Source organism: Sinorhizobium chiapasense (assembly GCF_036488675.1).
In the GTDB taxonomy this organism is placed as follows: Bacteria; Pseudomonadota; Alphaproteobacteria; order Rhizobiales; family Rhizobiaceae; genus Sinorhizobium; species Sinorhizobium chiapasense.
Genome location: NZ_CP133152.1, coordinates 816,561 through 838,717 on the forward strand (window position 1 = coordinate 816,561; position 22,157 = coordinate 838,717).

24 protein-coding genes and 3 pseudogenes are annotated in these 22,157 nt (G+C 58.8%); 19 read left to right on the plus strand and 8 right to left on the minus strand.

Features of this window, described 5'->3' with window-relative positions:
- Positions 1-222 precede the first annotated feature (222 nt).
- The 11 genes from RB548_RS32310 to RB548_RS28515 all read left to right on the plus strand — a co-directional run bounded on the left by RB548_RS32310 (position 223) and on the right by RB548_RS28515 (position 10,260).
- Complete coding sequence (locus RB548_RS32310) at positions 223-882, plus strand: zinc-binding dehydrogenase (RefSeq protein WP_408642462.1); 660 nt, start codon at positions 223-225, stop codon at positions 880-882.
- On the plus strand, positions 879-1,130 hold the full coding sequence (locus RB548_RS32315) for an MDR/zinc-dependent alcohol dehydrogenase-like family protein (RefSeq protein ID WP_408642463.1): 252 nt from the start codon (positions 879-881) through the stop codon (positions 1,128-1,130). Before RB548_RS32310 ends, RB548_RS32315 begins: the two co-directional genes overlap by 4 nt.
- On the plus strand, positions 1,114-2,019 hold the full coding sequence (locus tag RB548_RS28475) for an AraC family transcriptional regulator (protein ID WP_331375771.1): 906 nt from the start codon (positions 1,114-1,116) through the stop codon (positions 2,017-2,019). Before RB548_RS32315 ends, RB548_RS28475 begins: the two co-directional genes overlap by 17 nt.
- Positions 2,020-2,546: 527 nt before the next feature.
- A complete protein-coding gene (locus tag RB548_RS28480) occupies positions 2,547-3,236 on the plus strand; it encodes a hydrolase (protein WP_331375772.1) in 690 nt (229 codons plus the stop codon).
- Between the two features lie 66 nt (positions 3,237-3,302).
- Complete coding sequence (locus RB548_RS28485; protein ID WP_331375097.1) at positions 3,303-3,587, plus strand: XapX domain-containing protein; 285 nt, start codon at positions 3,303-3,305, stop codon at positions 3,585-3,587.
- A complete protein-coding gene (locus RB548_RS28490; RefSeq protein WP_331375098.1) occupies positions 3,587-5,569 on the plus strand; it encodes an amidohydrolase in 1,983 nt (660 codons plus the stop codon). Before RB548_RS28485 ends, RB548_RS28490 begins: the two co-directional genes overlap by 1 nt.
- Before the next feature lie 50 nt (positions 5,570-5,619).
- Positions 5,620-5,826, plus strand: a complete 207-nt coding sequence (locus RB548_RS28495; protein WP_331375099.1) for a hypothetical protein — start codon at positions 5,620-5,622, stop codon at positions 5,824-5,826.
- 331 nt (positions 5,827-6,157) lie between these two features.
- Positions 6,158-6,850 (plus strand): hydrolase, encoded by a 693-nt coding sequence (locus tag RB548_RS28500; protein WP_331375100.1) that lies wholly within the window; start codon positions 6,158-6,160, stop codon positions 6,848-6,850.
- Between the two features lie 208 nt (positions 6,851-7,058).
- Positions 7,059-7,733, plus strand: coding sequence for a YoaK family protein (locus RB548_RS28505; protein WP_331375101.1), 675 nt, complete (start codon positions 7,059-7,061; stop codon positions 7,731-7,733).
- A 56-nt stretch (positions 7,734-7,789) separates the two neighbouring features.
- On the plus strand, positions 7,790-8,953 hold the full coding sequence (locus RB548_RS28510; RefSeq protein WP_331375102.1) for a low temperature requirement protein A: 1,164 nt from the start codon (positions 7,790-7,792) through the stop codon (positions 8,951-8,953).
- A 107-nt stretch (positions 8,954-9,060) separates the two neighbouring features.
- On the plus strand, positions 9,061-10,260 hold the full coding sequence (locus RB548_RS28515) for a patatin-like phospholipase family protein (RefSeq protein ID WP_331375103.1): 1,200 nt from the start codon (positions 9,061-9,063) through the stop codon (positions 10,258-10,260).
- 166 nt (positions 10,261-10,426) lie between these two features.
- Here the strand turns inward: RB548_RS28515 and RB548_RS28520 are convergent, their stop codons facing one another.
- Positions 10,427-10,570, minus strand: coding sequence for a hypothetical protein (locus tag RB548_RS28520; protein ID WP_331375104.1), 144 nt, complete (start codon positions 10,568-10,570; stop codon positions 10,427-10,429).
- Here RB548_RS28520 and RB548_RS28525 point away from each other — a divergent pair.
- Both RB548_RS28525 and RB548_RS28530 read left to right on the plus strand, forming a co-directional pair.
- Positions 10,563-10,766: a YoaK family protein gene (locus tag RB548_RS28525; RefSeq protein ID WP_331375105.1), complete on the plus strand. Its 204-nt coding sequence runs from the start codon at positions 10,563-10,565 to the stop codon at positions 10,764-10,766. The genes RB548_RS28520 and RB548_RS28525 overlap by 8 nt on opposite strands.
- Before the next feature lie 62 nt (positions 10,767-10,828).
- Positions 10,829-11,227, plus strand: coding sequence for a DUF1622 domain-containing protein (locus RB548_RS28530; protein WP_331375106.1), 399 nt, complete (start codon positions 10,829-10,831; stop codon positions 11,225-11,227).
- Between the two features lie 37 nt (positions 11,228-11,264).
- Here RB548_RS28530 and RB548_RS28535 read toward each other — a convergent pair whose 3' ends face one another.
- The gene (locus tag RB548_RS28535) at positions 11,265-11,693 is read right to left on the minus strand and encodes a LysR substrate-binding domain-containing protein (RefSeq protein ID WP_331375107.1); all 429 of its coding nucleotides are present in this window, start codon (positions 11,691-11,693) and stop codon (positions 11,265-11,267) included.
- 71 nt (positions 11,694-11,764) lie between these two features.
- On the opposite strand from RB548_RS28535, the pseudogene RB548_RS28540 reads away from it, so the two are divergent.
- Positions 11,765-12,601, plus strand: a pseudogene (locus RB548_RS28540) (aldo/keto reductase); the annotation flags it as partial.
- 12 nt (positions 12,602-12,613) lie between these two features.
- Positions 12,614-13,036, plus strand: coding sequence for an SRPBCC family protein (locus tag RB548_RS28545; protein WP_331375110.1), 423 nt, complete (start codon positions 12,614-12,616; stop codon positions 13,034-13,036).
- Positions 13,037-13,201: 165 nt separating this feature from the next.
- Here RB548_RS28545 and RB548_RS28550 read toward each other — a convergent pair whose 3' ends face one another.
- Together RB548_RS28550 and RB548_RS28555 are read right to left on the minus strand one after the other, a co-directional pair.
- Positions 13,202-13,465 carry a type II toxin-antitoxin system ParD family antitoxin gene (locus tag RB548_RS28550; RefSeq protein WP_331375111.1) on the minus strand — a complete coding sequence of 88 codons (264 nt, stop codon included), beginning with the start codon at positions 13,463-13,465 and terminating at the stop codon, positions 13,202-13,204.
- Positions 13,466-13,744: 279 nt separating this feature from the next.
- On the minus strand, positions 13,745-14,677 hold the full coding sequence (locus RB548_RS28555) for a VOC family protein (protein WP_331375112.1): 933 nt from the start codon (positions 14,675-14,677) through the stop codon (positions 13,745-13,747).
- 120 nt (positions 14,678-14,797) lie between these two features.
- Between RB548_RS28555 and RB548_RS28560 the strand changes: the two genes are divergently transcribed.
- Positions 14,798-15,697, plus strand: coding sequence for a LysR family transcriptional regulator (locus RB548_RS28560; RefSeq protein ID WP_331375113.1), 900 nt, complete (start codon positions 14,798-14,800; stop codon positions 15,695-15,697).
- Positions 15,698-15,724: 27 nt separating this feature from the next.
- On the opposite strand, the pseudogene RB548_RS28565 reads toward RB548_RS28560, so the two are convergent.
- The 4 genes and pseudogenes from RB548_RS28565 to RB548_RS28580 all read right to left on the minus strand — a co-directional run bounded on the left by RB548_RS28565 (position 15,725) and on the right by RB548_RS28580 (position 19,219).
- A pseudogene (locus RB548_RS28565) lies at positions 15,725-16,402 on the minus strand (gamma-glutamylcyclotransferase).
- Positions 16,403-16,479: 77 nt separating this feature from the next.
- Positions 16,480-17,460 (minus strand): alpha/beta fold hydrolase, encoded by a 981-nt coding sequence (locus RB548_RS28570; protein WP_331375209.1) that lies wholly within the window; start codon positions 17,458-17,460, stop codon positions 16,480-16,482.
- A gap of 301 nt (positions 17,461-17,761) precedes the next feature.
- Positions 17,762-18,007: pseudogene (locus tag RB548_RS28575) on the minus strand (2-polyprenyl-6-methoxyphenol hydroxylase); the annotation flags it as partial.
- Between the two features lie 6 nt (positions 18,008-18,013).
- A complete protein-coding gene (locus tag RB548_RS28580; protein WP_331375773.1) occupies positions 18,014-19,219 on the minus strand; it encodes an MFS transporter in 1,206 nt (401 codons plus the stop codon).
- 103 nt (positions 19,220-19,322) lie between these two features.
- Here RB548_RS28580 and RB548_RS28585 point away from each other — a divergent pair, with 103 nt between their 5' ends.
- From RB548_RS28585 to RB548_RS28595, 3 genes are all read left to right on the plus strand, one after another.
- Complete coding sequence (locus RB548_RS28585; protein ID WP_331375774.1) at positions 19,323-20,213, plus strand: LysR family transcriptional regulator; 891 nt, start codon at positions 19,323-19,325, stop codon at positions 20,211-20,213.
- Positions 20,214-20,819: 606 nt separating this feature from the next.
- Positions 20,820-21,449 carry a response regulator transcription factor gene (locus RB548_RS28590; RefSeq protein ID WP_331375775.1) on the plus strand — a complete coding sequence of 210 codons (630 nt, stop codon included), beginning with the start codon at positions 20,820-20,822 and terminating at the stop codon, positions 21,447-21,449.
- Between the two features lie 14 nt (positions 21,450-21,463).
- Positions 21,464-21,841 carry a response regulator transcription factor gene (locus RB548_RS28595; RefSeq protein ID WP_331375776.1) on the plus strand — a complete coding sequence of 126 codons (378 nt, stop codon included), beginning with the start codon at positions 21,464-21,466 and terminating at the stop codon, positions 21,839-21,841.
- Positions 21,842-22,157 lie beyond the last annotated feature (316 nt).

A 22,157-nucleotide genomic window follows, 5' to 3' on the forward strand; every position in this document is an offset into this window, starting at 1 on the left:
ATGTATTCATGAACCAGTTCCATGCATGGAGGGACCAATGCAGGTCAAAGCAGCAGTGTTGCGACAAATGAATGTGTCTCGCCCGTACGCCACCAACGAGCCGCTTTGCGATAGAGGAAATAGAGCTTTCTCCGCCGGTCCCGGCGAAGTCGTCGTCCGCATCCTTGCGCCGGCCTCTGCCATTCCGATTTCTCCGTCATCAACGGCGACAGGCCCCGTTCGATGCCGATGGCACTAGGGCATGAAGCGGCAGGCGTTGTCGAGGCGCTGGGAGACGGTGTGGGCGATCTCCAGCCCGGCGACCATGTGGTGATGGTCTTCATGCCGAGCTGCGGACATTGCCGGCCCTGCGCGGAAGGCAGACCCGCCCTGTGCGAACCTGGCGCCGTTGCCAATGCCAAAGGCTCGCTTCTTGGCGCCGCCACCCGGCTGAACTATCGCGGCCAGACTGTGCACCATCACCTCGGTGTATCCGCATTTACCGCAAACGCCGTCGTGTCGCGCAATTCCCTGGTCAAGATCGACCGAGATCTACCATTCGTGGAGGCGGCGCTTTTCGGTTGCGCGGTTCTGACGGGCGTTGGCGCTGTCGGGAACACGGCGCAAGTCAAGGCAGGCTCGACCGCCGTTGTCATTGGGCTTGGCGGCGTCGGCCTTGCCGCGGTCCTCGGCGCACGGGCGGCAGGCGCCAGCAAGATCATCGCCGTAGGCCTTTCCGCAGAAAACCTCGCCCTTGCGAGCGAGCTTGGCGCGACCGCGGTCGTATACGGACGCGATGAAGATGCCGTCGAACAGGTTCGTGAGGCCACCTCCGGCGGTGCCGACTATTCCGTCGAGATGGCCGCGGATCCGTTCGCGCTCTTGAAAACGCCTTCAGCATGACCAGACGCGGGGGCACCACCGTCACCGCGGGTTTGCCGCCGGCCGCCGCCCTGCCAGTGAACGTCGTCCAGCTCGTCGGCGAGGAACGGACGCTCAAGGGCAGTTACATCGGCACTTGCGTGCCCGTCCGGGATATTCGGCGCTTCATCGCCCTTTACCGCGATGGCCGGTTACCGGTGAACCGTCTGCTCAGCGCCAAGATGAAACTGGAGATCAAGGAAGAAGAACGTGTTGGGACAGAGTGTTGACGTATCTGAAGTTTCGCCCTCGAAAGTAGACAAGTTCGGCTGTAGGTCCGATTGGCTCGACAAGGATCTGGCTTATTTCGCCGCGAATGTCTCCGTTTTCAGGAAGGCAACATGCGAAACCGCTATAAAACAGATTGCAACCCCAGGACGCGATCGCGGCTTTGTTGTTGGAGTGGCTATGCTACCCGGTCACTCGCGGCGGATTTTCCATGAGCACAGCTCCACGACGCATTTCTTCAAACGAGATTCAATATACATCCGCAACCTTGCAGACCCCTACAAGGCCGACCTGATTGGACCTTTCGATTTCATACTTCTGGAGTTCACGGTGGAGGCTTTAGCTCGCATCGCCGAAGATGCCGATCTTGGTCGCGTAACGTCGCTCGCAACGCGGGTCGGTTCGTCCGATCGAATATTGGCAAATCTAGTGCGGGCACTTGCGCCAGCAATCAAGAAGCCGGCTCAAGCTACAAACCTGTTTATGGATCAGCTGACAACAGCCATCGGCGCTCACATCGCACAGCGCTATGGAGGGACGAGATCAACGCTGTCTATGCGTCCGAAGGGACTATCACGATCTCACGAGAGGCTCGCTAAAGAACTTCTCCTAGAAAATTTGGATGGAAATATCGCAATTATGGACGTCGCGCGCGCGTGCAATCTATCGCGCGGATATTTCATTCAATCCTTTCGAGAAAATACGGGTATGACGCCGTATCAATGGTTGCTCAAAGAGCGCGTGGCACGCGCGCGAATGCTGCTGCTTACCTCCGATGAACCACTCTCCCATGTTGCGATTTCCTGCGGCTTCGCTGACCAAAGCCACTTCACTCGTGTGTTTACTAGCGCTGTTGGGATCACACCAGGGGCGGTACGACGCAACTTGTGATGACGCCGGACAGCCAAGTGCATCGGCGCATGTGCTTGATCGACTTGGCCGCGAGACTATCACATGGATCCAGCCACCAACATTCATCGCACTTGCGGCATCACGTTTTCTAAAATCTGACTGGCGCCACTTCGCAGTCCTTTACCGCCTGAAATTCCGGCGACTTCAAAAAAATAGCTTATGCGCCAAAACAGCGGACTTTTAAGCAAGACGTGAACATCCCTTTGAACAATCCTTGGCGAAGTTCGAAGCTTCGGTACGACACCTGATGCTAACACCACAGAGGTTCATAAGGTCATGATTGTTGCGATTTCTGCAATATAATCAGAATTAAAATTGCAATATACGCCCCGAATTGAGAGGCTTAGATTTCCTTTCAGTAGCCAAGAGGAGCGAAAGTGGCGCGATCGGCAGGGGCCTCCGCACACTCTCGACCCTTTAGGCTCCAGCCGACACCCTGCCAGCAAGAGAATATCAGTTCGAATTCGGCCGCATCCGCGGTCGAAACCACCAAAGAGGAAGCTACCATGTCCAAGCTCGAAGTTCTGACCCCGGCAAACAGCCAGCTCATCTTCATCGACCAGCAGCCGCAGATGGCTTTCGGCGTCCAGTCGATTGACCGCCAGACGTTAAAGAACAACGTCGTGGGTCTCGCCAAGGCCGCCAAGATCTTTGGGATTCCGACCACGATCACGACTGTTGAGACGGAAAGCTTCTCCGGCAACACTTTCCCGGAGCTTCTGGCGGTTTATCCGGAGAAAGACATTCTCGAGCGCAGCTCGATGAATTCCTGGGACGATCAGAACGTCCGCGATGCGCTGGCGAAAAACGCCGCGACCGGCCGCAAGAAGATCGTTGTAGCTGGCCTTTGGACCGAAGTCTGCAACACGACCTTCGCCCTTTCGGCTCTTCGCGATGTGCCGGATTACGAGATTTATATGGTCGCAGATGCATCCGGTGGCACGTCTTCCGATGCTCACAAATATGCGATGGACCGCATGGTTCAAGCCGGCGTGATCCCGGTAACCTGGCAGCAGGTACTGCTGGAATGGCAGCGCGATTGGGCTCGCCGCGAGACCTATGATGCCGTCACGACCCTGGTGAAGGAGCATTCGGGCGCTTACGGCATGGGTATCGACTATGCCTATACCCACGTCCACAAGGCCCCGGAGCGCGTCACTCACGGCAAGCGCATCGGCCCGAACCCGGCAAAGTAAGATTTAATCATGCCGCTCCGATAGCCCGTTATCGGAGCGGCCTTATGCCCATCAAGGATGGTTTCCATGAAAGTCTATCTTCTGTCTCTTGGCGCGGGTCTTCTCGTAGGCATTGTCTACAGTCTTCTGAACGTCCGCTCACCCGCACCACCGGTCGTTGCACTGGTCGGTCTGCTTGGCATTCTGGTCGGCGAACAAATCATTCCGCTTGCGAAATCGCTTTGGAGTAAGGAGCCGGCGGCGATTTCCTGGCTCAACCAGGTCAAGCCCCACGTGTTTGGTCATATGCCGAAGGGGGGAGATTCCGTCGAGATTGCTCATCGGGCACAAACGCAAGAGGAGCGGGGCTGATGACCACGCGTCGAACCTTTCTCGGCGGGGCATCTAGCCTGGCATTTTCGCACCTCTTCTCTCCGGCCAATGCCGCCGATCCCCACCAGACTGGAGCAGACACCATGCACCCCGACTTGATCCTCCATAGTGGCCGCGTTACAACGCTTGACCGCGTCAATCCCAACGCTACGGCGATCGCCATCAAGGATGGTATGTTTCTGGATGTTGGCACCGATGGCGAGATCATGGCGCTGGCCGGTCCCGACACGAAGATCGTCGACCTGAAGGGCAAGCGCGTCCTGCCGGGCCTGATCGACAACCACACCCACGTCGTGCGCGGCGGATTGAACTACAACATGGAACTGCGCTGGGATGGCGTACGCTCGCTCGCCGATGCCATGGGCATGCTGAAGCGCCAGGTGGCAATCACGCCGGCGCCGCAATGGGTGCGTGTCGTGGGCGGCTTTACCGAGCACCAGTTCGCCGAAAAGCGCCTACCGACGATCGAAGAGATCAATGCCGTCGCCCCCGATACGCCGGTCTTCCTGCTGCATCTCTACGACCGGGCGCTGCTCAATGCCGCCGCACTGCGGGCCGTCGGCTACACCAAGGATACACCGAACCCGCCGGGCGGCGAGATCACCCGCGACGCCAGTGGCAACCCGACCGGCCTGCTGCTGGCCAAGCCGAACGCCGGCATTCTCTACTCGACGCTCGCCAAGGGCCCGAAGTTGCCGCTCGACTATCAGGTCAACTCGACCCGGCATTTCATGCGCGAGCTTAATCGGCTGGGTGTCACCGGCGTCATCGATGCCGGCGGTGGCTTCCAGAACTATCCCGACGATTACGAGGTCATCCAGAAGCTCGCCGACGACGGCAAGATGACGGTGCGGCTCGCCTACAATCTCTTCACCCAGAAGCCGCAGCAGGAGAAGGATGACTTCCTGAAGTGGACGTCCTCAGTCAAATACAAACAGGGCAACGATTATTTCCGGCATAACGGTGCGGGCGAGATGTTGGTGTTCTCCGCTGCCGATTTCGAGGATTTCCGCCAGCCGCGTCCGGAGATGGCGCCGGAGATGGAAGGCGAACTGGAAGAGGTCGTCCGCGTTCTTGCCGAAAACCGCTGGCCCTGGCGCCTGCACGCCACCTACGACGAGACGATCTCCCGGGCTCTCGACGTGTTCGAGAAGGTCGACAAGGATATCCCGCTCGAAGGGCTGAATTGGTTCTTCGACCATGCCGAGACGATCTCCGACCGCTCGATCGACCGGATCGCGGCGCTGGGCGGTGGCATCGCCACCCAGCACCGTATGGCCTATCAGGGCGAATATTTCGTCGAGCGCTACGGTCACGGCGTTGCCGAGGCAACGCCGCCGATCGCCCGAATGCTTGAAAAGGGTGTCAACGTTTCCGCCGGCACGGATGCAACCCGTGTCGCCTCCTACAATCCCTGGGTCTCGCTCTCGTGGATGATTACCGGCAAGACGGTCGGCGGCATGCAGCTTTATCCCCGCGCCAATTGCCTCGACCGCGAGACGGCGCTCAGAATGTGGACGGAAAAGGTCACATGGTTCTCCAACGAGGAGGGTAAAAAGGGCCGCATCGAGAAGGGCCAGTTTGCCGATTTGATCGTGCCAAACAAGGATTTCTTCGCCTGCGCCGAGGACGAGATCTCCTTCCTAACGTCGGACCTAACCATGGTCGGCGGCAAGATCGTCTATAGTGCCGGCGACTTCAGGGCACTGGATGAAAACGACGTTCCTCCAGCCATGCCGGACTGGTCGCCGGTCCGGACCTTCGGCGGTTATGCCGCCTGGGGCGAACCGGAAGGTGCCGGCAAGAACTCACTCCGGCACACGGCAATCACCTCGTGCGGCTGCGCCAACAATTGCGGCGTGCACGGCCACGACCATGCCGGCGCCTGGACGTCGAAGTTGCCGATCGCCGATCTCAAGGGCTTCTTCGGCGCACTCGGCTGCTCATGCTGGGCCGTGTGAAGGCAAGGTCGTCAGTCACAACTTTCCCAAAGGAACCAGGAATGAAAAACATGACCAGAACTGCCGCGATCGCGGCAGTCTCCATCCTGATCGCTTCGTCGGCCGCACTCGGCGATGATCGCGTCTCATCAAAGGGCAAGCCCCGCCCCTCCTGGGCAAAGCTGGTTGTGAATCATCCGGCGCCGAAGCGCGGCGCCTATTACAAGGGCGTAGCCCGGACTGCGTTCAACAACTTCAAGTGGCGGGGGATCCGATGATGAACCAGGGCGTCCGCTTTCAGCGGGTGCTGTGGAAGCGGAAAGACGCTCTGAAATCAAAGCGCTAGAGTGCCTGGCGTTCATCTGAACGCCAGGCACTTTTCAGGTCCCGCACGGCGTCCGACCCGTTCCCTGTGCGTTGTCGGACGCTTTACTCACGAAAGACCTTGCTGCGGGGTCACTCATTTCGATTGTTGTAAAAATCGCAATTCAGTCGAAATAGTTATTGCACTTCATCGGCGCAATCCGCCCCGCTACAAGTTCACTACAGGCCGGCGAAGACTAGGGACCACCCCCCTGCTTCCCAACCAACTCAAAGAACGGAGACCCCATGTCCAGCAAACTCGAAGTCCTGACCCCGCAGAACAGCCAGCTTATCTTCATCGACCAGCAGCCGCAGATGGCCTTCGGCGTCCAGTCGATCGATCGCCAGGTGCTGAAGAACAACGTCGTCGGTCTCGCCAAGGCCGCAAAGGTCTTCAACATTCCAACGACCATCACCACCGTCGAGACCATGTCCTTCTCCGGCCATACCTATCCTGAACTGCTCGCCGTCTTCCCGGAAAACGACATTCTCGAGCGCACCTCGATGAACTCCTGGGACGACCAGAACGTCCGCGATGCGCTGGCCAAGAATGCCGCCAACGGCCGCAAGAAAATCGTCGTCTCCGGGCTGTGGACCGAAGTCTGCAACACCACCTTCGCGCTCTCCGCCCTCCATGATGTGCCGGAATACGAAATCTACATGGTCGCCGACGCCTCGGGCGGCACCTCGGTCGATGCGCACAAATACGCTATGGACCGCATGGTCCAGGCCGGCGTCATCCCGGTCACCTGGCAGCAGGTTCTGCTCGAATGGCAGCGCGACTGGGCCCGCAAGGAAACCTACAATGCCGTCACGTCTCTGGTGAAGGAGCATTCCGGCGCCTATGGCATGGGCATCGACTATGCCGTGACGATGGTCCATGGCGGCGAGGAGCGTGTCCATCACGGCAAGCGCATCGGCCCGAACCCGGCGAAGTAAGGGATCACCGGATCCCTGGGCCTGTCGCCCAGACAGACCAAGGGATCCTCATTGTCGCGTCAAGACTCGTTCTCAAGGGCGCACAGCGGATCAGCGCTCGCTTCACGCCAGGCTAGGCCAGGCGACACCAGCATCGACCGTTACGTTGTCGCTGCAATCGATATTCGTGTTGCCAAGGCGCGCAATCAACTAAGGGGAGCGGCATACAATGCTGACTATACTTCGTGGGAAAAGCAACTCGCTGGCACTGGCCTTCATTTCCGGGTTCGCCGACGCACTCTTCTTCATTCACTTAGGCGGACTTTTCGTCGGGCTGGTCACTGGCAATGTCGTGCTCCTCGGACTGGGTCTGGTTGGGCATGAGAAAGGTGGCTTGCGCGGTCTCCAGATCATGTCGTTCCCCCTCTTCATGGTTGGCGCAGGATTGGCGGCGATCATGGTCGCCTGGATCAAGCCTCTTGAGCGCGCGACATTCTGGACGCTCATCATCGCCGCAGTCGCGTTCGCGACATCCGCCCTTCTGGCAATATTCGATGCCGGGCCGGTGTCCGCCTGTGCGCTTCTCGCCGTCACCGCGATGGGAATGCTGACGGCGATCGAGCGTCTCGACCCGAGACTCGGCCCACCGTTTTCGCTCATGACTGGCAACATTGCCGGCCTCGCAGTCGCCGCTGTCCGTCGCGTCATTCGCTATACCGAGAAGCCGGAGGAGTGGGGGCAGTCGCTGACGTCGATCATCCTGGTGCTCGGCTTTGTGCTGGGATGTGCCGCAGGCGCGGTTGCGCAAGTCACCGTGGGCGTTGCGGGAATGCTCTTGCCCGCTCTCTTGTTGCTCCTCGTCGGCCTTTTCTATTCACCGCAAAACACGAAGAAGCCGGGCTGAATGATGGCCACCGTCGTTTTACGCCGGCAAGCGCGATCTTTGAGAGGAGGCCTGCCTTGTCCGCGATAGCTGCCATCAGCCTGGCCCCGCGCGATCGCGACGAGGTCAACCGCAGCTCGACTTCGCTCGAACTGATGTTCGATCTTGCCACCGTCGTGGCAGTGGGCGCCGCCGCCCATGGACTGGCGCAGGACATTGAGGCCGGCGAATTCGGACCCGGCGTCATCCGGTTTGCCTGCAGCTTCTTTATGGCCTGGCTGGCCTGGGCGAACTACACATGGTTCGCCTCGGGCTACGACAACAAGTCGGCCGTCTTCCGTGTGTTGACGATGGTCATCATGTTCGGATCGCTTACGCTTGCCGGCGGGATCCGAAGCGGCCTTGGCGATCAACCCCATTGGCTCGTCCTCATCGGTTTCAGCATCATGCGCCTGGGCCTGATCGCCCTTTGGCTCGGCGCGGCGAATGGGGATCGGCAGGCCCGCCCGACGGCCCTGCGATACGCGGCCGGAATCGGCGCCATGCAGGTCTACTGGAACACCCTGATCATCACCGTTTCCCCTGAAGAGCCGCTCTACTTTCCGCTCTTTGCGCTCGGCGCCGCCGGCGAGCTGGCCGTACCGCTACTGGCCGAGCGCGGGACCGCCAACTGGCATCATGGTCACATCATCGATCGCCACAACTCTTTCAACATCATCGTCCTTGGCGAGTGTTTTACCGCCATCGCCTTGATCATCGTGGATCCGACGACGCCGGAACTCAGGCATTTCTGGTGGGCGACCCTGTGTTCGATCATCGCGTTTTCGATGTGGGGGCTATATTTCGACCGCCACGAACAGCTGCTCAGCCGCAATGCTCGCACCGTTCTGAGCTGGGCCTACGGACACTGTCTGCTATTTGCGGCTGGAGCGGCGACGGCCGCCGGTTTTCTGGTGTTTCTCAGCGTTGCCCGCAACGCGACCGTTTCGCAACAGCTTGCCGCTCTCGCCTTCTGCATACCGATCGCGATGTACCTTATTGCCCTTTGGCTCGTTCGCGACCGGGCGTCCAAACACGGCTCGATGCACTGGCTTCTCCTGGTGGTGGCGGCGCTCGTGCTCGCAAGCAGCATGTTTGCCTCCCACGCTTTGGAATTGAACGCAGCTTTGCTGGCGGTCGCCGTAACGATACGCCGCCGACTATATCCGGCAAGCCCGCGTGAGGGCGGCGAACGCGTCTGAAAATCGGGGATCAGCAAGTTAGGTTGGAGATAATGATGGGGGATCAGAGGGCGATGTCGTTGTCAGCGACCATTTTTGAGCGCAATCCGGGATTTCGATCCGCAATCATGCCGCTCCTTTTGGCATCCGGTCTGCTGACGGCATGTGTCGCCGGTCCCGAGCGTGTCTCCGTTCCGGCAGAACAGGCCTCTGCCGTGCAAATCGAGCAGGTGGACCTTGCGCGTTTTTGGGGAGACGAGGTCACGCCCAGTTTGCGCTCGCTCATTGCACAACAGTACACACAGACGCGGACCGCAGTTCGATCAGGGCGTCGCCCATCCACCGCCGTCAATCATGTCGACTTTCTCGCCATATCGGGCGGGGGCGCCGACGGTGCGTTTGCCGCAGGATACCTGACGGGCTGGACCGAGAGAGGCAATCGACCGCAATTCGAGGTCGTGACTGGGGTAAGCACCGGCGCTCTGGCCGCCCCCTTTGCTTTTCTTGGTCCGGATCATGACAACGAATTACGCGAAGTTTTCACGCAGTATGGTGACCGCGATATCTATCGAAATCTCGGCCTGATTGGTGTGATGGGCCGTGGTCTCTATGACATTGGGCCGTTGCGGCAATTGATCGGCCGATATCTCACCGAGAAAATGGTTGAAGAAATCGCGGCGCAATACCGCGTTGGCCGCCGTCTGCTGATCCAAACCACCAACATTGACGCCCAGCGCCCCGTCGTTTGGGACCTGTCCGCGATCGCCGCAAGCGCACGCACCGATCGTCGAGAACACATGATCGACATCCTGTTGGCGTCCGCGGCCATACCTGCGGTATTCCCACCGGTTCGGATCGATGTGAGGCTCGACGGTCAAGCCAGGCAAGAATTGCATGTCGATGGCGGGACAGTGGCGCAGGTCTTCTTCGCCCCTCCCAATATCGAGCTCTCGGGATATGAGAAGCACTACCTTGGTCATGCCCGCTCGCGAACGCTTTATCTGCTCCGCAACGGGCGATTGACGCCCGAATACGCCGAGACCGAAGAAACGGCGCTCGGGATCGCCCGCCGTTCGATCGAAACGTTGATCAAGTATCAGGCGATTTCCGATCTCATGCGATTGCAGCTTCAGACGACGGCCGCCCGCGGTCAGCTTTACTACGCATCGATCCCGGATCAGTTCACACTGCGCCCGAAATCCGAGTTCGATCGTAGCTACATGCAAAAGCTTTTTGCCGCCGGTCACGAGGAGGGCCGTCTTGCGCGGTGGCGCAAGCAGCCTCCGCTTACGCCGGTGCAGGCGGCCGAGCGACGCAAGCCTGACTGATGTTCGGCGCTATCGCCGTCGTCAGCCTGGATCACGGGTAAAGCGCTCCAGCCTGCAGCGCTGACCGCAGCTCAGCCGACATTCCAAGCTTCTGGCTCTTCCGGTTTTTTGCATGGTGGTCTTCGTGTTGCGTCTCGTCTGTCTGAAGCTTCAAAGCCTGAACCGCTCACCGATCCGGCCGATGCTGGTCGTGAAGCTGATCCTGTTTACCGGAGTTGCAGCCTACGCTCTCTATCATGGCCCGTTTCGCGCTGTAGAAGGCGCCATAACGCTGGCCGTCGGCATGGCTCTGGGTTTCGGCGATGGCCATTCAGAACGGCCTTCACCGGGCGCATCTGTCGAAGGCGCCTCCTTCGACGCTGATGACCGGCACGACTACTCAAATCATGCTCGATCTCGCGGATGTGCGGGCCGATCCGAAAGCCGACGAAGTGGCTGCGGCCAAAACGCGGGTTACGAAGATGGCAGCAGCCGTCGCCCTGTTTGCCAGCACGGCCGGCGCCTAAGCGAACTAACGTCAGAGGACTCAGATTGATTACATCCCACTTGAACAAAAGGAAATTATTCGATGGACATCGGTAGTGAAGCCAGTGGACTGGCAAGCCTAATCGCCCCGGTCTTGAAGCCGATTTCGACCGGCCTCGAATTCTTCGGCGTCGGCGTCATCCTGGTCGGCGTGGTGATCGCAACGATCGGCTACGTCAGTGACTGCACCGGCGCAAGGCGGGACGCCTATGACCGGTATCGTGCCAACCTCGGCCGGGGGATATTGCTCGGCCTGGAGATCCTGATTGGTGCCGACATCATTGCTACGATCATCGCTCCCCTGACCTGGGAAAGTGTTGGGCTGCTCGGGTTGATCGTCCTCATCCGGACGTTCCTGAGCTTCTCGCTCGAGGCCGAGATCGATGGTCAGTGGCCGTGGTCGAGGAATGCGCGGCGCGGTGCCAGCCAAGGCGACCGATAGCCGACTTTCCAGCATCTGGCACCTCATCCGCCACTCCTCAGACGACTGCCTGCGTCTCGCAATTCTCTGACGTTTCCAGGAGTCTTGACTGCCGCACTAAATTCCTGAAATGAGTGACAAGCGGACGGAGAGCGACCTTGTGCCATGCTACCCATAGGGATGTCCGATAGGTGAACCACGGCAAATCGAGCAGCACTACTCCTTCGGGTACCTGATGACGCAAACTGTGCTGGACAACCGTAACACCCACTCCGGCGGCTACTAGCCCCAAGGCAGCTAGCGGTTCTGGCGCCTCCGCGATCACGTCGGGAGCGAAGCCTGCCCGACCGCAGGCTTTAGAAAACTCAAGGTGATTGAACGCATCGTCCCTATGGATGTTGCCGACCCATCCTTGCGTCGCAAGATCGGCCGGCGCCAGCTGTCGTGCCTTTGCTAAATAGTGATTTTTGGGAACGGCAAGCACCATCGGGTCATCGAGAATCTTTTCCGCGGCGAGGTCATCGGCATTCTCTGGCAGTGCCTAGCAGATCAGGCCCACGTCCAGGAAAGGAATTGGTCAAGCACAAGCGCGATGACTACGTGTTGAGCACGAAAGTCGGCCGTATCATCCTTGACGAGATTGAAACGGGACAACGCGAATTCGGAGAAAAGGGCGGTCTTTTCGAATTCGGCCTGCCAAACAAGATCATTTACGACTACTCGGCCGATGGAACAAAACGTTCGATAGACGATAGCTTGAAACGCATGGGCGTCGACCGGTTCGACTTTGTCTGGATCCACGACATTGCGCAGGATTTCCACGGTGACGAGTGGCTTTCACAATTCGAGATTGCGCGTAAAGGAGCCATGCGAACACTCGACCAACTTCGTGACGAAGGCGTTATCAAAGGCTGGGGTCTAGGCGTAAATCGGGTTGAACCGGTCGAACTTACGCTCGGTCTTTCCAATGTTCGACCTGATGGTATGCTCCTGGCCGGAAGGTATTCACTCCTCGACCACGAGTCGGCCTTGCAGCGGCTGATGCCGTTGGCGGAGGAGAAGGGCGTCGGCATCGTCGTTGGCGGCCCCTATAGCTCGGGGATCCTGGCCGGCGGCATTCACTTCGAATATGCCGAATACTCGCCAGCGATCATTGCAAAGGTCGATAGGATTAAGGCCCTTGCCGATCAATATTCTATGCCTATCAAGGCCGCGGCTCTTCAGTTCGCCTTGGCGCATCCGGCAGCGGTTGCCGCTATTCCAGGTGCGAGCAAGCAGCAACGCATCAGAGAAGACCTCGATGCCATCAATACAGAAGTTCCAGATGATTTCTGGCGCGATCTCCGCAAGTCGGGATCGGTTGCCGCAAATGCACCACTTCCGATTGACCGGTGAAGGAGGCCAAAATTGGCGAGCGCTCATGCAAGTATCGATCTCATCGCTACTGCAGACGAAGTCTGGCAGTTGATAGGCGGATTCGGGTCTCTTCCCGACTGGCTGCCGTATATCCCGAAGTCTGAGTTGAGTGACGGCGGTCGGATCAGAAGCCTTACCAACCCCGAGGGAGCGACAATCGTTGAACGTCTCCTTTCGTTCGACCATGCCGCTCGGAGCTACAGCTATTCGATTTTGACAGCCGGGTTTCCCGTTACCACCTACGTGTCGACGCTGCGTGTTGTCGAAGGTCCTTCCGGAAAAGGTGCGCGAGTGGAATGGTCGGGCCAGTTTACGCCAGATGGGGTCAGTGATGAGCAGGCCTCGGAGTCGTTCCGAGGAATCTACGAAGAGGGTTTGCGCGCACTTGCATCTCACCTGACGAAACAATGCTGACCGCCTGATGTGGCCATCTACGAAGTGGATATAGGTGTGCGAGTCCCGCAGCACCGTAAACGCCCGAAGGCACTTCTTCGGGCGTTTTTGTTTGCGCTGAGCAAATGTGCGGAATTATGTAGCAAATGCCACCAATGTCCGCTGGCAGCCCTTAGTGGTCATCGGTTAGACAGACCACCGCTTCCGCTCAATCATTGCGTCGATGCGGCTTTCCATTTCTGTCGTGGAAATCATCGGGTCTTTCAAGCGACGCTGGAGTAATTCGCGAAGCGCTTCCGTTTCGACGGTCTCAGCTTCCGTCTTTTGGCGGAGGAGTTCCAAGCCCTGCTGAAGAACGGAACTTAGGCTGGAGTACCTGCCGCTCTTCACCAGCGAACGGGCAAACGCGTCCTGCTGGTTGGTCAGCGAGATCGACGATTTGACACTCATCGGTTTATCTCCACCGAACCGAGTTTGCTACTCGGACTGTCGGATACCATAAGCAGGCAAGCTAATCAGCTAGTTTACGACGACTGCTCCTGGCGCATTTGCGGACGACGACCGCTGGCTGCACTCAGGTCCAAAGCTGCCAGCGTTGCAGCGCGTCCGGTTGGTGGCATTTGCTACATAATCCCGCAAATGTGTTTAATGCAGTTCACAGGTAGCAACACCGCGCTGGTTCGAAAGCGCGGCGTTTCATCTCGGTTTCATTTAGCCTTTCCTGAAACGTTACGCGGCAAGGGGCTCGAGATTGGCCTGTATCTGATCGCGGAAGGCCTCATATCGGATTGGCAGCTTGAGCGCTTCTCCGAGGTGCGCCGTGTCCTCGTCACGGTTGAAGCCGGGTTCGTTCGTGGCAACCTCGAACAGCACACCACCCGGCGTGCGGAAATAGATCGCCCAGAAATAATCTCGGTCGATAACCGGCGTCACCTGATACCCGGTGTCCATCAATGCCTTGCGGACTTCCAGTTGCTTTTCGCGGTTGTCAACGGCGAAGGCGATATGATGCACGGAGCCAGCACCCTGCCGCGCAAACGACGTATTCGGGAGCGACGCGAGGTCGATCGTGTCTGCGCCGTTGCCACCGGGGATGATGAACCGGGTGACATCACCTTCGACTTCGGCGCGCTGATAGCCCATGAAACCCAACAGTTCTTTTGTGGCACCGGTATCATGCAGGCTAAAGCGCGCGCCGGCGAAGCCTCGGATCGCCGCGTCATTGGGAATACCGTCCGCGAGCCACGGCGCACGTTTGTCGTCGGCAGTTTCTATCAGGGCAAGACTGTCACCGTCGGGTCCCATGAAGCGAAGCCGATTGGCGCCGAAGACCTTGTCTGTTTCGAGCCCATCGACGCCCTGTGCTGAAAAGCGATCGCTCCAGAACTTGAGAGAGCCCTCCGGCACGGAGAACTGCGTTTCGCCGACTTCGCCGACGCCAGGACGGCCAAGCATCATATGCGGGAATGGGAAATAGGTCATGACCGTGCCGGCCGAGCCATTCTCGTCACCATAATACAGATGATAGACGCTCGGATCGTCGAAGTTGACGGTCTGCTTGACGCGACGAAGGCCCAGCGTCTCGGTGAAGAAGCGGTTGTTCTGCCTTGCATCCGACGCCATGGAGGTAACGTGGTGCAGTCCCTTGATATCCTTGATCATGTCGGTGCCTCTCTGTCTCGGCGTTGACGTTTCTGTATGGAGAGAGGTTTAGGCTGATTGATAATTCAGAGGAATTGCAATATTTGTTTCGATTGAATTGCTCTTTTCGAAACAATCGAGATGAACGACTACAAAGCCCTCCGAACCTTCCTGTTGGCTGCCGAGAAACGAAACTTCGCCCAGGTCGCCCGCGAACTCGACATGACGCCGGCCGCAGTGACCCGCGCCATCGCCGCGCTGGAGGCCGAACTCGGCGTACAACTCTTCGTGCGCACCACAAGGCAGGTTTCGCTGACAACCGACGGAGCGATTTTCGCCGCGCAGATCCAGCCGGCGGTCAAGACACTCGAAGATGCCCGGCGTGACGTGATGAACGCCCACAAGGCGGATCAGGGGCGGCTCAGGATCAGCGCGCCGACCTGGTTCGGCAAGGCGGTACTGCCGCCGATTCTTTCCGGCTTCCGGGAGCTCTATCCGAAGATGAGCTTCGAGATCTCGCTATCCGACGGCCTCGTGAACATCGTCGATGACGACTACGATCTGGCGATCCGCATCTCGTCCCAGCCATCGGACAAGTTCACCATCTGGCGCAAGATCCGCGTGGTACCGCGCATCCTGGTGGCCGCACCGGGCAGCCGGTTCGTCGACATGCAGCATCCGAACGAACTGACGCCCGATGACTGCCTTGCCTATAGCGGCGAGAGCCGGCGGGAAAACTGGGTTCTTTCAGACGGCGGTTCTAGCATGACGATCTCGGCGGGCCGCGCCTTCAGCGCCAACAACGGGGAGGTCTTGGCGGACATGGCGGCCGATGGCGCAGGCGTCGCGATGCTGCCCAACTTCCACATCTCCGAACATCTGGAGACCGGACGCCTCGTGCATGTCTTCAAAGGTTGGGCGCCGCCGGATCTGTGGCTGACGCTCTATTATCCACCCTATCAGGCATTGCCACCCCGCATAGGCTCATTCTCGAAATTCTTCGAAGAGCAGGTGGCGGCGCAGATGGTGATGCTCGACTGAGGCAACGCCGTCGCCAAGGCAAATGCGTCAAGCGCTGTGAACCCGGCTTATTTCTGAAGCGACGAGTGCCTGCAGCCGCCAAAGGTTGCGGTCTTGGATTTCTTCGGTCTGAAGATCGATGATCGTGTTGCGTAAATACTCGGCGCAGGATCCACCTTCACCGCAGGCATGCGCAATAAGTAATGCAGTCTGCTCGCCGGCAGTGGCTTCGTCAGCCCAAATCGTCTTGTGCTTGTCCAGAACGTCAGGGCTCGACCGACACCAAGCGGAGTTCTGATGGACACCCACCGGACTATGTCCTTTACTTCCCGATACTTGATCCCGCGCGCAACAAGCGCCCTAAGATCCTCACGCCGCCGATCGGGCGATATCTGCAGCACGACGCCATCACAACGCCCACCACGTTCAAGTGCCATCATCAGTCCGGGTTGCGCGCTTTGTCGCTCGCCAGCGTTCGATCTTCAGGGAAAATGACCGATGCCATCCATAGGCGGTCGCGAGCTCGCGGCCTGCCGGTTCGAATACGGGGTTCCAGATCAGCGAGCCATAGGCGAACACCCCGATCGTATCGTCACCCGTTTCACGTTCGATCTGCTCGACGAGGCCATCCAGCTCCGTTTCCGATAGCGGCGTCCAGCCCGGCTCGAGGCCGTCATCGCGGACAGTTCTCAAGGTCAGAGCAACCAGCTTGGGCGTCAGCAGCATCATGGTCTCATTCCGCGGGTGAACAGGCGTTGGAGTGCCAGGGCCCCCGATTTGCACCGGGGCCCTGGCATCTCGCGTCAGGCCTGGACGAAGGCAAGCAGGTCGGCATTCAGGACATCGGCATTGACGGTCAGCATGCCGTGCGAAAAGCCACGATAGGTCTTGAGCGAGCCGTTCTTCAAAAGCTTCGCCGACTTCAGCGCCGAGTCCGCGATCGGCACGATCTGGTCGTCCTCGCCATGCAGCACAAGCGTCGGAACCGTGATCGCCTTCAGATCTTCGGTCTGGTCCGTCTCGGAAAAAGCCTTGATGCCGTCATAATGCGCCTTCGCGCCGCCCATCATGCCCTGACGCCACCAGTTCTGGATCACGCCTTCCTGAACCGTCGCACCCTCGCGGTTGAAGCCGTAAAACGGGCCAGCCGGAACATCGCGGAAGAACTGGGCGCGATTGGCGGCAAGTGCCGACCGGAAGCCGTCGAACACCTCGATCGGCAGGCCTTCCGGATTGGCCTCGGTCTTCAGCATCAGCGGCGGGACTGCCGAAACAAGCACGGCCTTGGCAACCCGTCCGGCAGGCTGGCCATGTTTCGCCACATAGCGGGCAACCTCGCCGCCGCCGGTGGAGTGGCCGATATGAACGGCATTCTTCAGGTCAAGCGCCTCGACGACGGCAAAGGCGTCGGCTGCGTAGTGGTCCATGTCGTGACCGTCAGCAACCTGGGCCGAGCGGCCATGACCACGGCGGTCATGGGCAATAACGCGGTAGCCCTTCGACAGGAAGAACAGCATCTGGGCGTCCCAGTCGTCCGAGGACAGCGGCCAGCCGTGATGGAACATGATAGGCTGGGCATCCTTCGGGCCCCAGTCCTTGTAGAAGATATCCACGCCGTCCTTTGTGGTGATAGTGCCCATTGTCTTGTTTCCTTCGTTTGTTTCGGTGGTGGAAGCAGCCGCGGCTGCGAAGCTGAAAGAGGTTGGAAGAGCCATAGTGGTTACGGTAGCAGCTGCCGAGAGCAGTGCGCGGCGGCGCGTCATGGAAAGAAAATTCGTGGTCATCTCGCGGTCCTGCGATGCAGTCATTTCAGGTCTCATGCGACACAAGTGTTCGTCTGATGCGGGCACAATGTCGCGAGAGCCTGGCAACAACAATTGTGTTAATAGTTCCGATGTTATTGCGCGTTCTGCAATAAATGACCAACGGGTGAAATCACTCGTGCACTCATAATCCTGATACGAACTGGCGTGGGCACCTGGGCACGTATTCTCGAGGCAGGATCAGAGGCTTATGACAAGTAATACCCAGATGATCGACAGCTTGTCGATCCGTGTCCACCAGCACGCGGCCAATGGTCCGCGAACCGCTTGCCTTAAAGTAGGTGTGTTTTTTCGCCACGGCCCCCGGTCCTCGCGACGTGCTCGCATCCAATCGATCGGAATACCTTGAAGAGGTCACTCTGGCCAACGAGGCCAGCGCCCCGCCCGGTAAGGCCGGGGCGGAGCGCTCGTAAACACTGACATCGTGGCCGTCCATTTGGAGAAGTATGGCGGAGAACAACTGAGCAAGCGATCCTCCGACGATTCCAACTTTCACGGTCTTATCCAATCGATCCTATCTGGCTTTGTTGGCGGTTGGGCTCGCTGACTTTCCAAAGGCCTTCACCCCAAGGGCCAAAAGCGGCAGAACACCACCTACAAGGCTGACACCAAGCCACGCGCCGTTCTGCCATGCGATGGAGGCGATTGCCGACCCGCCTGCCCCGCCAAGGAACATGCCGGTCATGAACATCGTGTTCAAACGGCTACGTGCTTCAGGATTGAGCGCATAGATGATGTGCTGGTTGGAAACCAACGCGCTCTGGATACCAGAGTCGAGCACGATGACGCCGATGACAAGAGCCACGATCGAATCCCACGCTCCGAAAATGATCCAGGACCCCACGGTCAAGGCAGCACCAAGCCAGACAACAAAATGTGGTCCGCGTTTGTCGGCAATGCGTCCAGCTACGGGTGCGGCAAACACACCAACTGCTCCAACGATACCGAAGAGACCGGCGACATCCGCACCAAGTCCGAAATTTGGGCCCTGCAGATACAAAGCGAGAATGGTCCAAAATGCGGTGAACGACGCGAACAGGGCGGCCTGTACCAAGGTTGCCGTACGCAACGATGGCTCATGCTTCCAAAGGTATCGCAGCGATTTAATGGCGTTGTGGTATTGCATACGGGATGTAGGGGCATGATCCGGAAGGATCGCGAACATCATCGCGGCAGCAGCTAAAGCCATTGGCATGCCAATCCAAAACATCTCCCGCCAACCTGCGTGCTCACCGACGAAGCCCGACAGGGTCCGGCTGAACAAAATGCCCGACAGAATGCCCGCCATCACCGTCCCAATCGTCGCTCCGCGCTTTTCAGTTGGAGCAAGCGACGCGGCGAACGGAACGATTTGTTGCGCGACAGTTGAACTTGCTCCGACGAGAAGGGAGCTAACGACCAGCATCCAAGCAGATGAAGATATCGCCGCCAACGACAGAGCGATCGCCAATATCACAAACTGTCCAATGATCAGCTTGCGGCGATGGACGAGATCACCGAGGGGCAGCAGAAGAAAGAGACCCAATGCGTAACCAAGCTGGGTGGCGGTAGGCACCAGACCGGTTGCAGACTGTCCCTGAAAGTCAGCCTCGATGATACCAAGCATCGGCTGACTGTAATAGATGTTTGCCACAGCTATGCCGCTGGCGGCAGCCATTGCGAGCAAACCCACCCTACTCAGTCCCGCATGCGTTTTTGCATTCACGGTTGCGATTGTCATTTCCTTGGCCCTTCAAACTATGAGATCGCAATAGATGTAGCTTTGCATCGCCATTCGTTTTAGTATTGATTGATGTTAAGCCTGTTTATCGAATTCTGTTGTAATGAATACCGACGACATTGAGGTTTTCGTAGGCGCCGTGTCCTCTGGCAGCATATCCGAGGCGGGAAGGCGCCTTGGCTTAATGCCGATGGCGGCAACGCGTCGTCTTGCATCGCTGGAGAATAGCCTTGGCGTGCGATTGCTTCACCGAACCACACGGTCGCTGTCGCTCACACCAGAAGGTGAAGCTTTCCTTCCCTTCGCGGAAGCCATTATCGAGAATGAGCATCAGGGCCGCGCTCAGGTTCGTGCCGACACCTTGGGTGCTGCGGGCCTGCTTCGCGTTTCCGTGCCGATAGCCTTTGGGATGAAGATCGTCGCGCCATTGATTCCGACCATCCTGGCGGAAAATCCTGAATTGCAGATTGCGCTGGACATGAACGATCGCCTTCCTGATCTGACCGCCACCGGAACTGATCTGGCCATTCGCATCGCGCGTCTCAAAGATAGCAGCTTGATCGCACAGAAGCTGACCGATAACCCCCGAACGCTTGTGGCTTCCCCACGCTATTTGGATCAGCGCGGCGTGCCGCGCAGCATCGCCGATCTTGCTCATCATGATTGTCTCCCGATGACCGGGGTCACACACTGGACCTTCATTTCTGGAGGCTCTGAAAACCACGTTCGCGTCGGTTCGCGGTTTTCCTCCAGTAGCATCGCGGGTTGTCAATCCGCCTGTTTAGCAGGCGCCGGAATTTCCCTGCTTTCCGAATGGGCGATCGCTGATGATCTAGTTTCGGGGCGGCTACAGCGCGTTGTCCTCGATGACGCCACTCCTGAGGAAATCGGGATTTGGGCCGTCTATCCGACGACCCGAAACGTCCTTCCCAAGGTCCGTGTTTTCGTCTCCGCTTTGCGGGACGTTCTGAGAACTGAGCCATCCATCGGTTAGAGAATCACGACCGCGCCTCGAACCCGATCTGAAGCATTAGCATGTCTCGAAAGCGGACCTCGGTGCGTCAGCCAGGCGAGACTTGATTATACTGTTAGCTGCCGCGCGTACCGAGTTTAGGGGAATCGGCATTCCGTTCGACCGCGGCACTCCAGCGAGGCGAAGCGGCTGCTCACCTTACCAACGCTGCTTGGGCGACAGCCGAGGATTAAAAAGGCCCCGAGCCGGGAGGATGGCACGGGGCCTTGGGAATTTGATCGGCTCCGGGAGGAGGTGAACCGATCGGTGCCTACGCAGCGGGAGGAGTTGCTGCATTCGACAACAACGACAATAAATCACTTCGCATGATTTAATATAGCTTATGCTGCATTGCAGCATTGCGCAATGACGGCTCTTGTCTGCAAACGCCGCCACTCAGCGCTTTGGGCGCCTAATTCCGCTCCCCACCCTACTGCGACCTTCCCGTTCGCTGAATCGCTTGGGGGCGCCGGACCTCGTGTCACGTCTCCTGCGCGCTCCACTTCTGCGTTTGGCATCCCCAAGCTGCCTACCGTATATCTGTGTCCCAATAATGCACCGAGGCCCGTTGGCAGTGACCGAGACGTCATGAGCCCGCGCGAGGAAATGGTCTTCGTGGTGGACGAGGACGCCAGAGTGCGCGAAGCGCTCGGCGAGCTGCTGGAGTCCCTGGGATGGCGCGCCGAGACATTCGCCGCCGCGGCCGACTATGTCACCTATGCGAGGCCCGATATCCCTGCGTGCCTGATCCTCGACATCGAGCTGCCCGGCATCAACGGCCTGGAGCTTCAGAAACAGCTGTCCCGGGATGTTCATCCCCCGATCGTTTTCCTTACGGGGCGTGACGACATTCCATCGTCGGTGCGCACCAATCAGGGCGGCACCATCGGCTTTCTGAGGAAACCGGTCGGGGAGCACGATCTGGTCGCGGCGGTTCGGGCGGCGATCGACCGGGACCGCGTTCAACGATCGGCACGGACGGAGCTGACTGAGCTCGAACGCCGCTTGGCGGCACTTACACAGCAGGAGCGCGCGTTGCTGCCGCTTGTGGTCAGCGGCGTCCCGGACAAGCAGGCGGCAGCCGAACTCGGCATCAGTGAGATCACCTTTGAAATGCACCGCACCGAGATCATGCAGAAGATGCAGGCGACCTCACTTGCCGATTTGGCGCGAATTGCCGAAAAATTGCAGATTCAAGTCATTCGTTCCAGACGTTGAGGAAGCTTGTGCGTATGTCCCTCTCAAAGTCCGTGGTGGCGATCGTCGATGATGACCAGCGCGTTCTCGATTCGCTCGAGGATCTTCTCGAGTCGGCGGCGTACGGCGTGCGGGCATTCTCTTCGGCCCACGCCCTCCTGAGTAGCAATGCTTTGCCGGAAATCGATTGTCTGATCACCGACATCGGCATGCCCGGTATCGACGGCTTCGAGTTGAAGCGATTGATGGGCGAGAGACGCCCCGACTTGCCAGTGATCCTGATCACCGGCCGCCACGAGATCCCTGCGCCGCAGGAGGCAAAGCACAACCGGTTCTTCCGCAAACCTTTCGACGGGCAGGCGCTGCTCGCAGCGATCGGCGACGCCCTGACTGGAGGGGCGACCCCACCATGAGCGCGAGCAGTCAGAGTAGAACGCCCAAGCGGCGCGGCCCGGATCTCCAATACCGGCTGACTGAGAGCTTTGCTCCATGCGCCTTCGTCACCGCCTGCAGGCCAGCGATCTCTTTTGCATTGAGCCCCGCATGCGGTGTACAAATGGCTTGGGGGTGCGACATGGGTATGATCGTCTCGCGACAGCAATAATTGTATCACTGGACGGTTCGCTGCGTCGATTAGCATCGACGTTTTCAAGAGAACCGAGGTTCCGCCTTGCGCGAGCGGGAGCGCGGGTTCTCACGGGTCATCAGCATGGTTTCGAGCCATCACAT

Coding starts and splice junctions, on each gene's coding strand:
- RB548_RS32310 (WP_408642462.1), top strand. CDS start 223: ATGCCGATGGCACTAGGGCATGAAGCGGCAGGCGTTGTCGAGGCGCTG.
- RB548_RS32315 (WP_408642463.1), top strand. CDS start 879: ATGACCAGACGCGGGGGCACCACCGTCACCGCGGGTTTGCCGCCGGCC.
- RB548_RS28480 (WP_331375772.1), top strand. CDS start 2,547: ATGTCCAAGCTCGAAGTTCTGACCCCGGCAAACAGCCAGCTCATCTTC.
- RB548_RS28485 (WP_331375097.1), top strand. CDS start 3,303: ATGAAAGTCTATCTTCTGTCTCTTGGCGCGGGTCTTCTCGTAGGCATT.
- RB548_RS28490 (WP_331375098.1), top strand. CDS start 3,587: ATGACCACGCGTCGAACCTTTCTCGGCGGGGCATCTAGCCTGGCATTT.
- RB548_RS28495 (WP_331375099.1), top strand. CDS start 5,620: ATGACCAGAACTGCCGCGATCGCGGCAGTCTCCATCCTGATCGCTTCG.
- RB548_RS28500 (WP_331375100.1), top strand. CDS start 6,158: ATGTCCAGCAAACTCGAAGTCCTGACCCCGCAGAACAGCCAGCTTATC.
- RB548_RS28505 (WP_331375101.1), top strand. CDS start 7,059: ATGCTGACTATACTTCGTGGGAAAAGCAACTCGCTGGCACTGGCCTTC.
- RB548_RS28515 (WP_331375103.1), top strand. CDS start 9,061: ATGCCGCTCCTTTTGGCATCCGGTCTGCTGACGGCATGTGTCGCCGGT.
- RB548_RS28525 (WP_331375105.1), top strand. CDS start 10,563: ATGGCCATTCAGAACGGCCTTCACCGGGCGCATCTGTCGAAGGCGCCT.
- RB548_RS28520 (WP_331375104.1), bottom strand. CDS start 10,570: ATGGCCATCGCCGAAACCCAGAGCCATGCCGACGGCCAGCGTTATGGC.
- RB548_RS28530 (WP_331375106.1), top strand. CDS start 10,829: ATGGACATCGGTAGTGAAGCCAGTGGACTGGCAAGCCTAATCGCCCCG.
- RB548_RS28535 (WP_331375107.1), bottom strand. CDS start 11,693: ATGGTGCTTGCCGTTCCCAAAAATCACTATTTAGCAAAGGCACGACAG.
- RB548_RS28550 (WP_331375111.1), bottom strand. CDS start 13,465: ATGAGTGTCAAATCGTCGATCTCGCTGACCAACCAGCAGGACGCGTTT.
- RB548_RS28555 (WP_331375112.1), bottom strand. CDS start 14,677: ATGATCAAGGATATCAAGGGACTGCACCACGTTACCTCCATGGCGTCG.
- RB548_RS28560 (WP_331375113.1), top strand. CDS start 14,798: ATGAACGACTACAAAGCCCTCCGAACCTTCCTGTTGGCTGCCGAGAAA.
- RB548_RS28570 (WP_331375209.1), bottom strand. CDS start 17,460: ATGACCACGAATTTTCTTTCCATGACGCGCCGCCGCGCACTGCTCTCG.
- RB548_RS28580 (WP_331375773.1), bottom strand. CDS start 19,219: ATGACAATCGCAACCGTGAATGCAAAAACGCATGCGGGACTGAGTAGG.
- RB548_RS28585 (WP_331375774.1), top strand. CDS start 19,323: ATGAATACCGACGACATTGAGGTTTTCGTAGGCGCCGTGTCCTCTGGC.
- RB548_RS28590 (WP_331375775.1), top strand. CDS start 20,820: ATGAGCCCGCGCGAGGAAATGGTCTTCGTGGTGGACGAGGACGCCAGA.
- RB548_RS28595 (WP_331375776.1), top strand. CDS start 21,464: ATGTCCCTCTCAAAGTCCGTGGTGGCGATCGTCGATGATGACCAGCGC.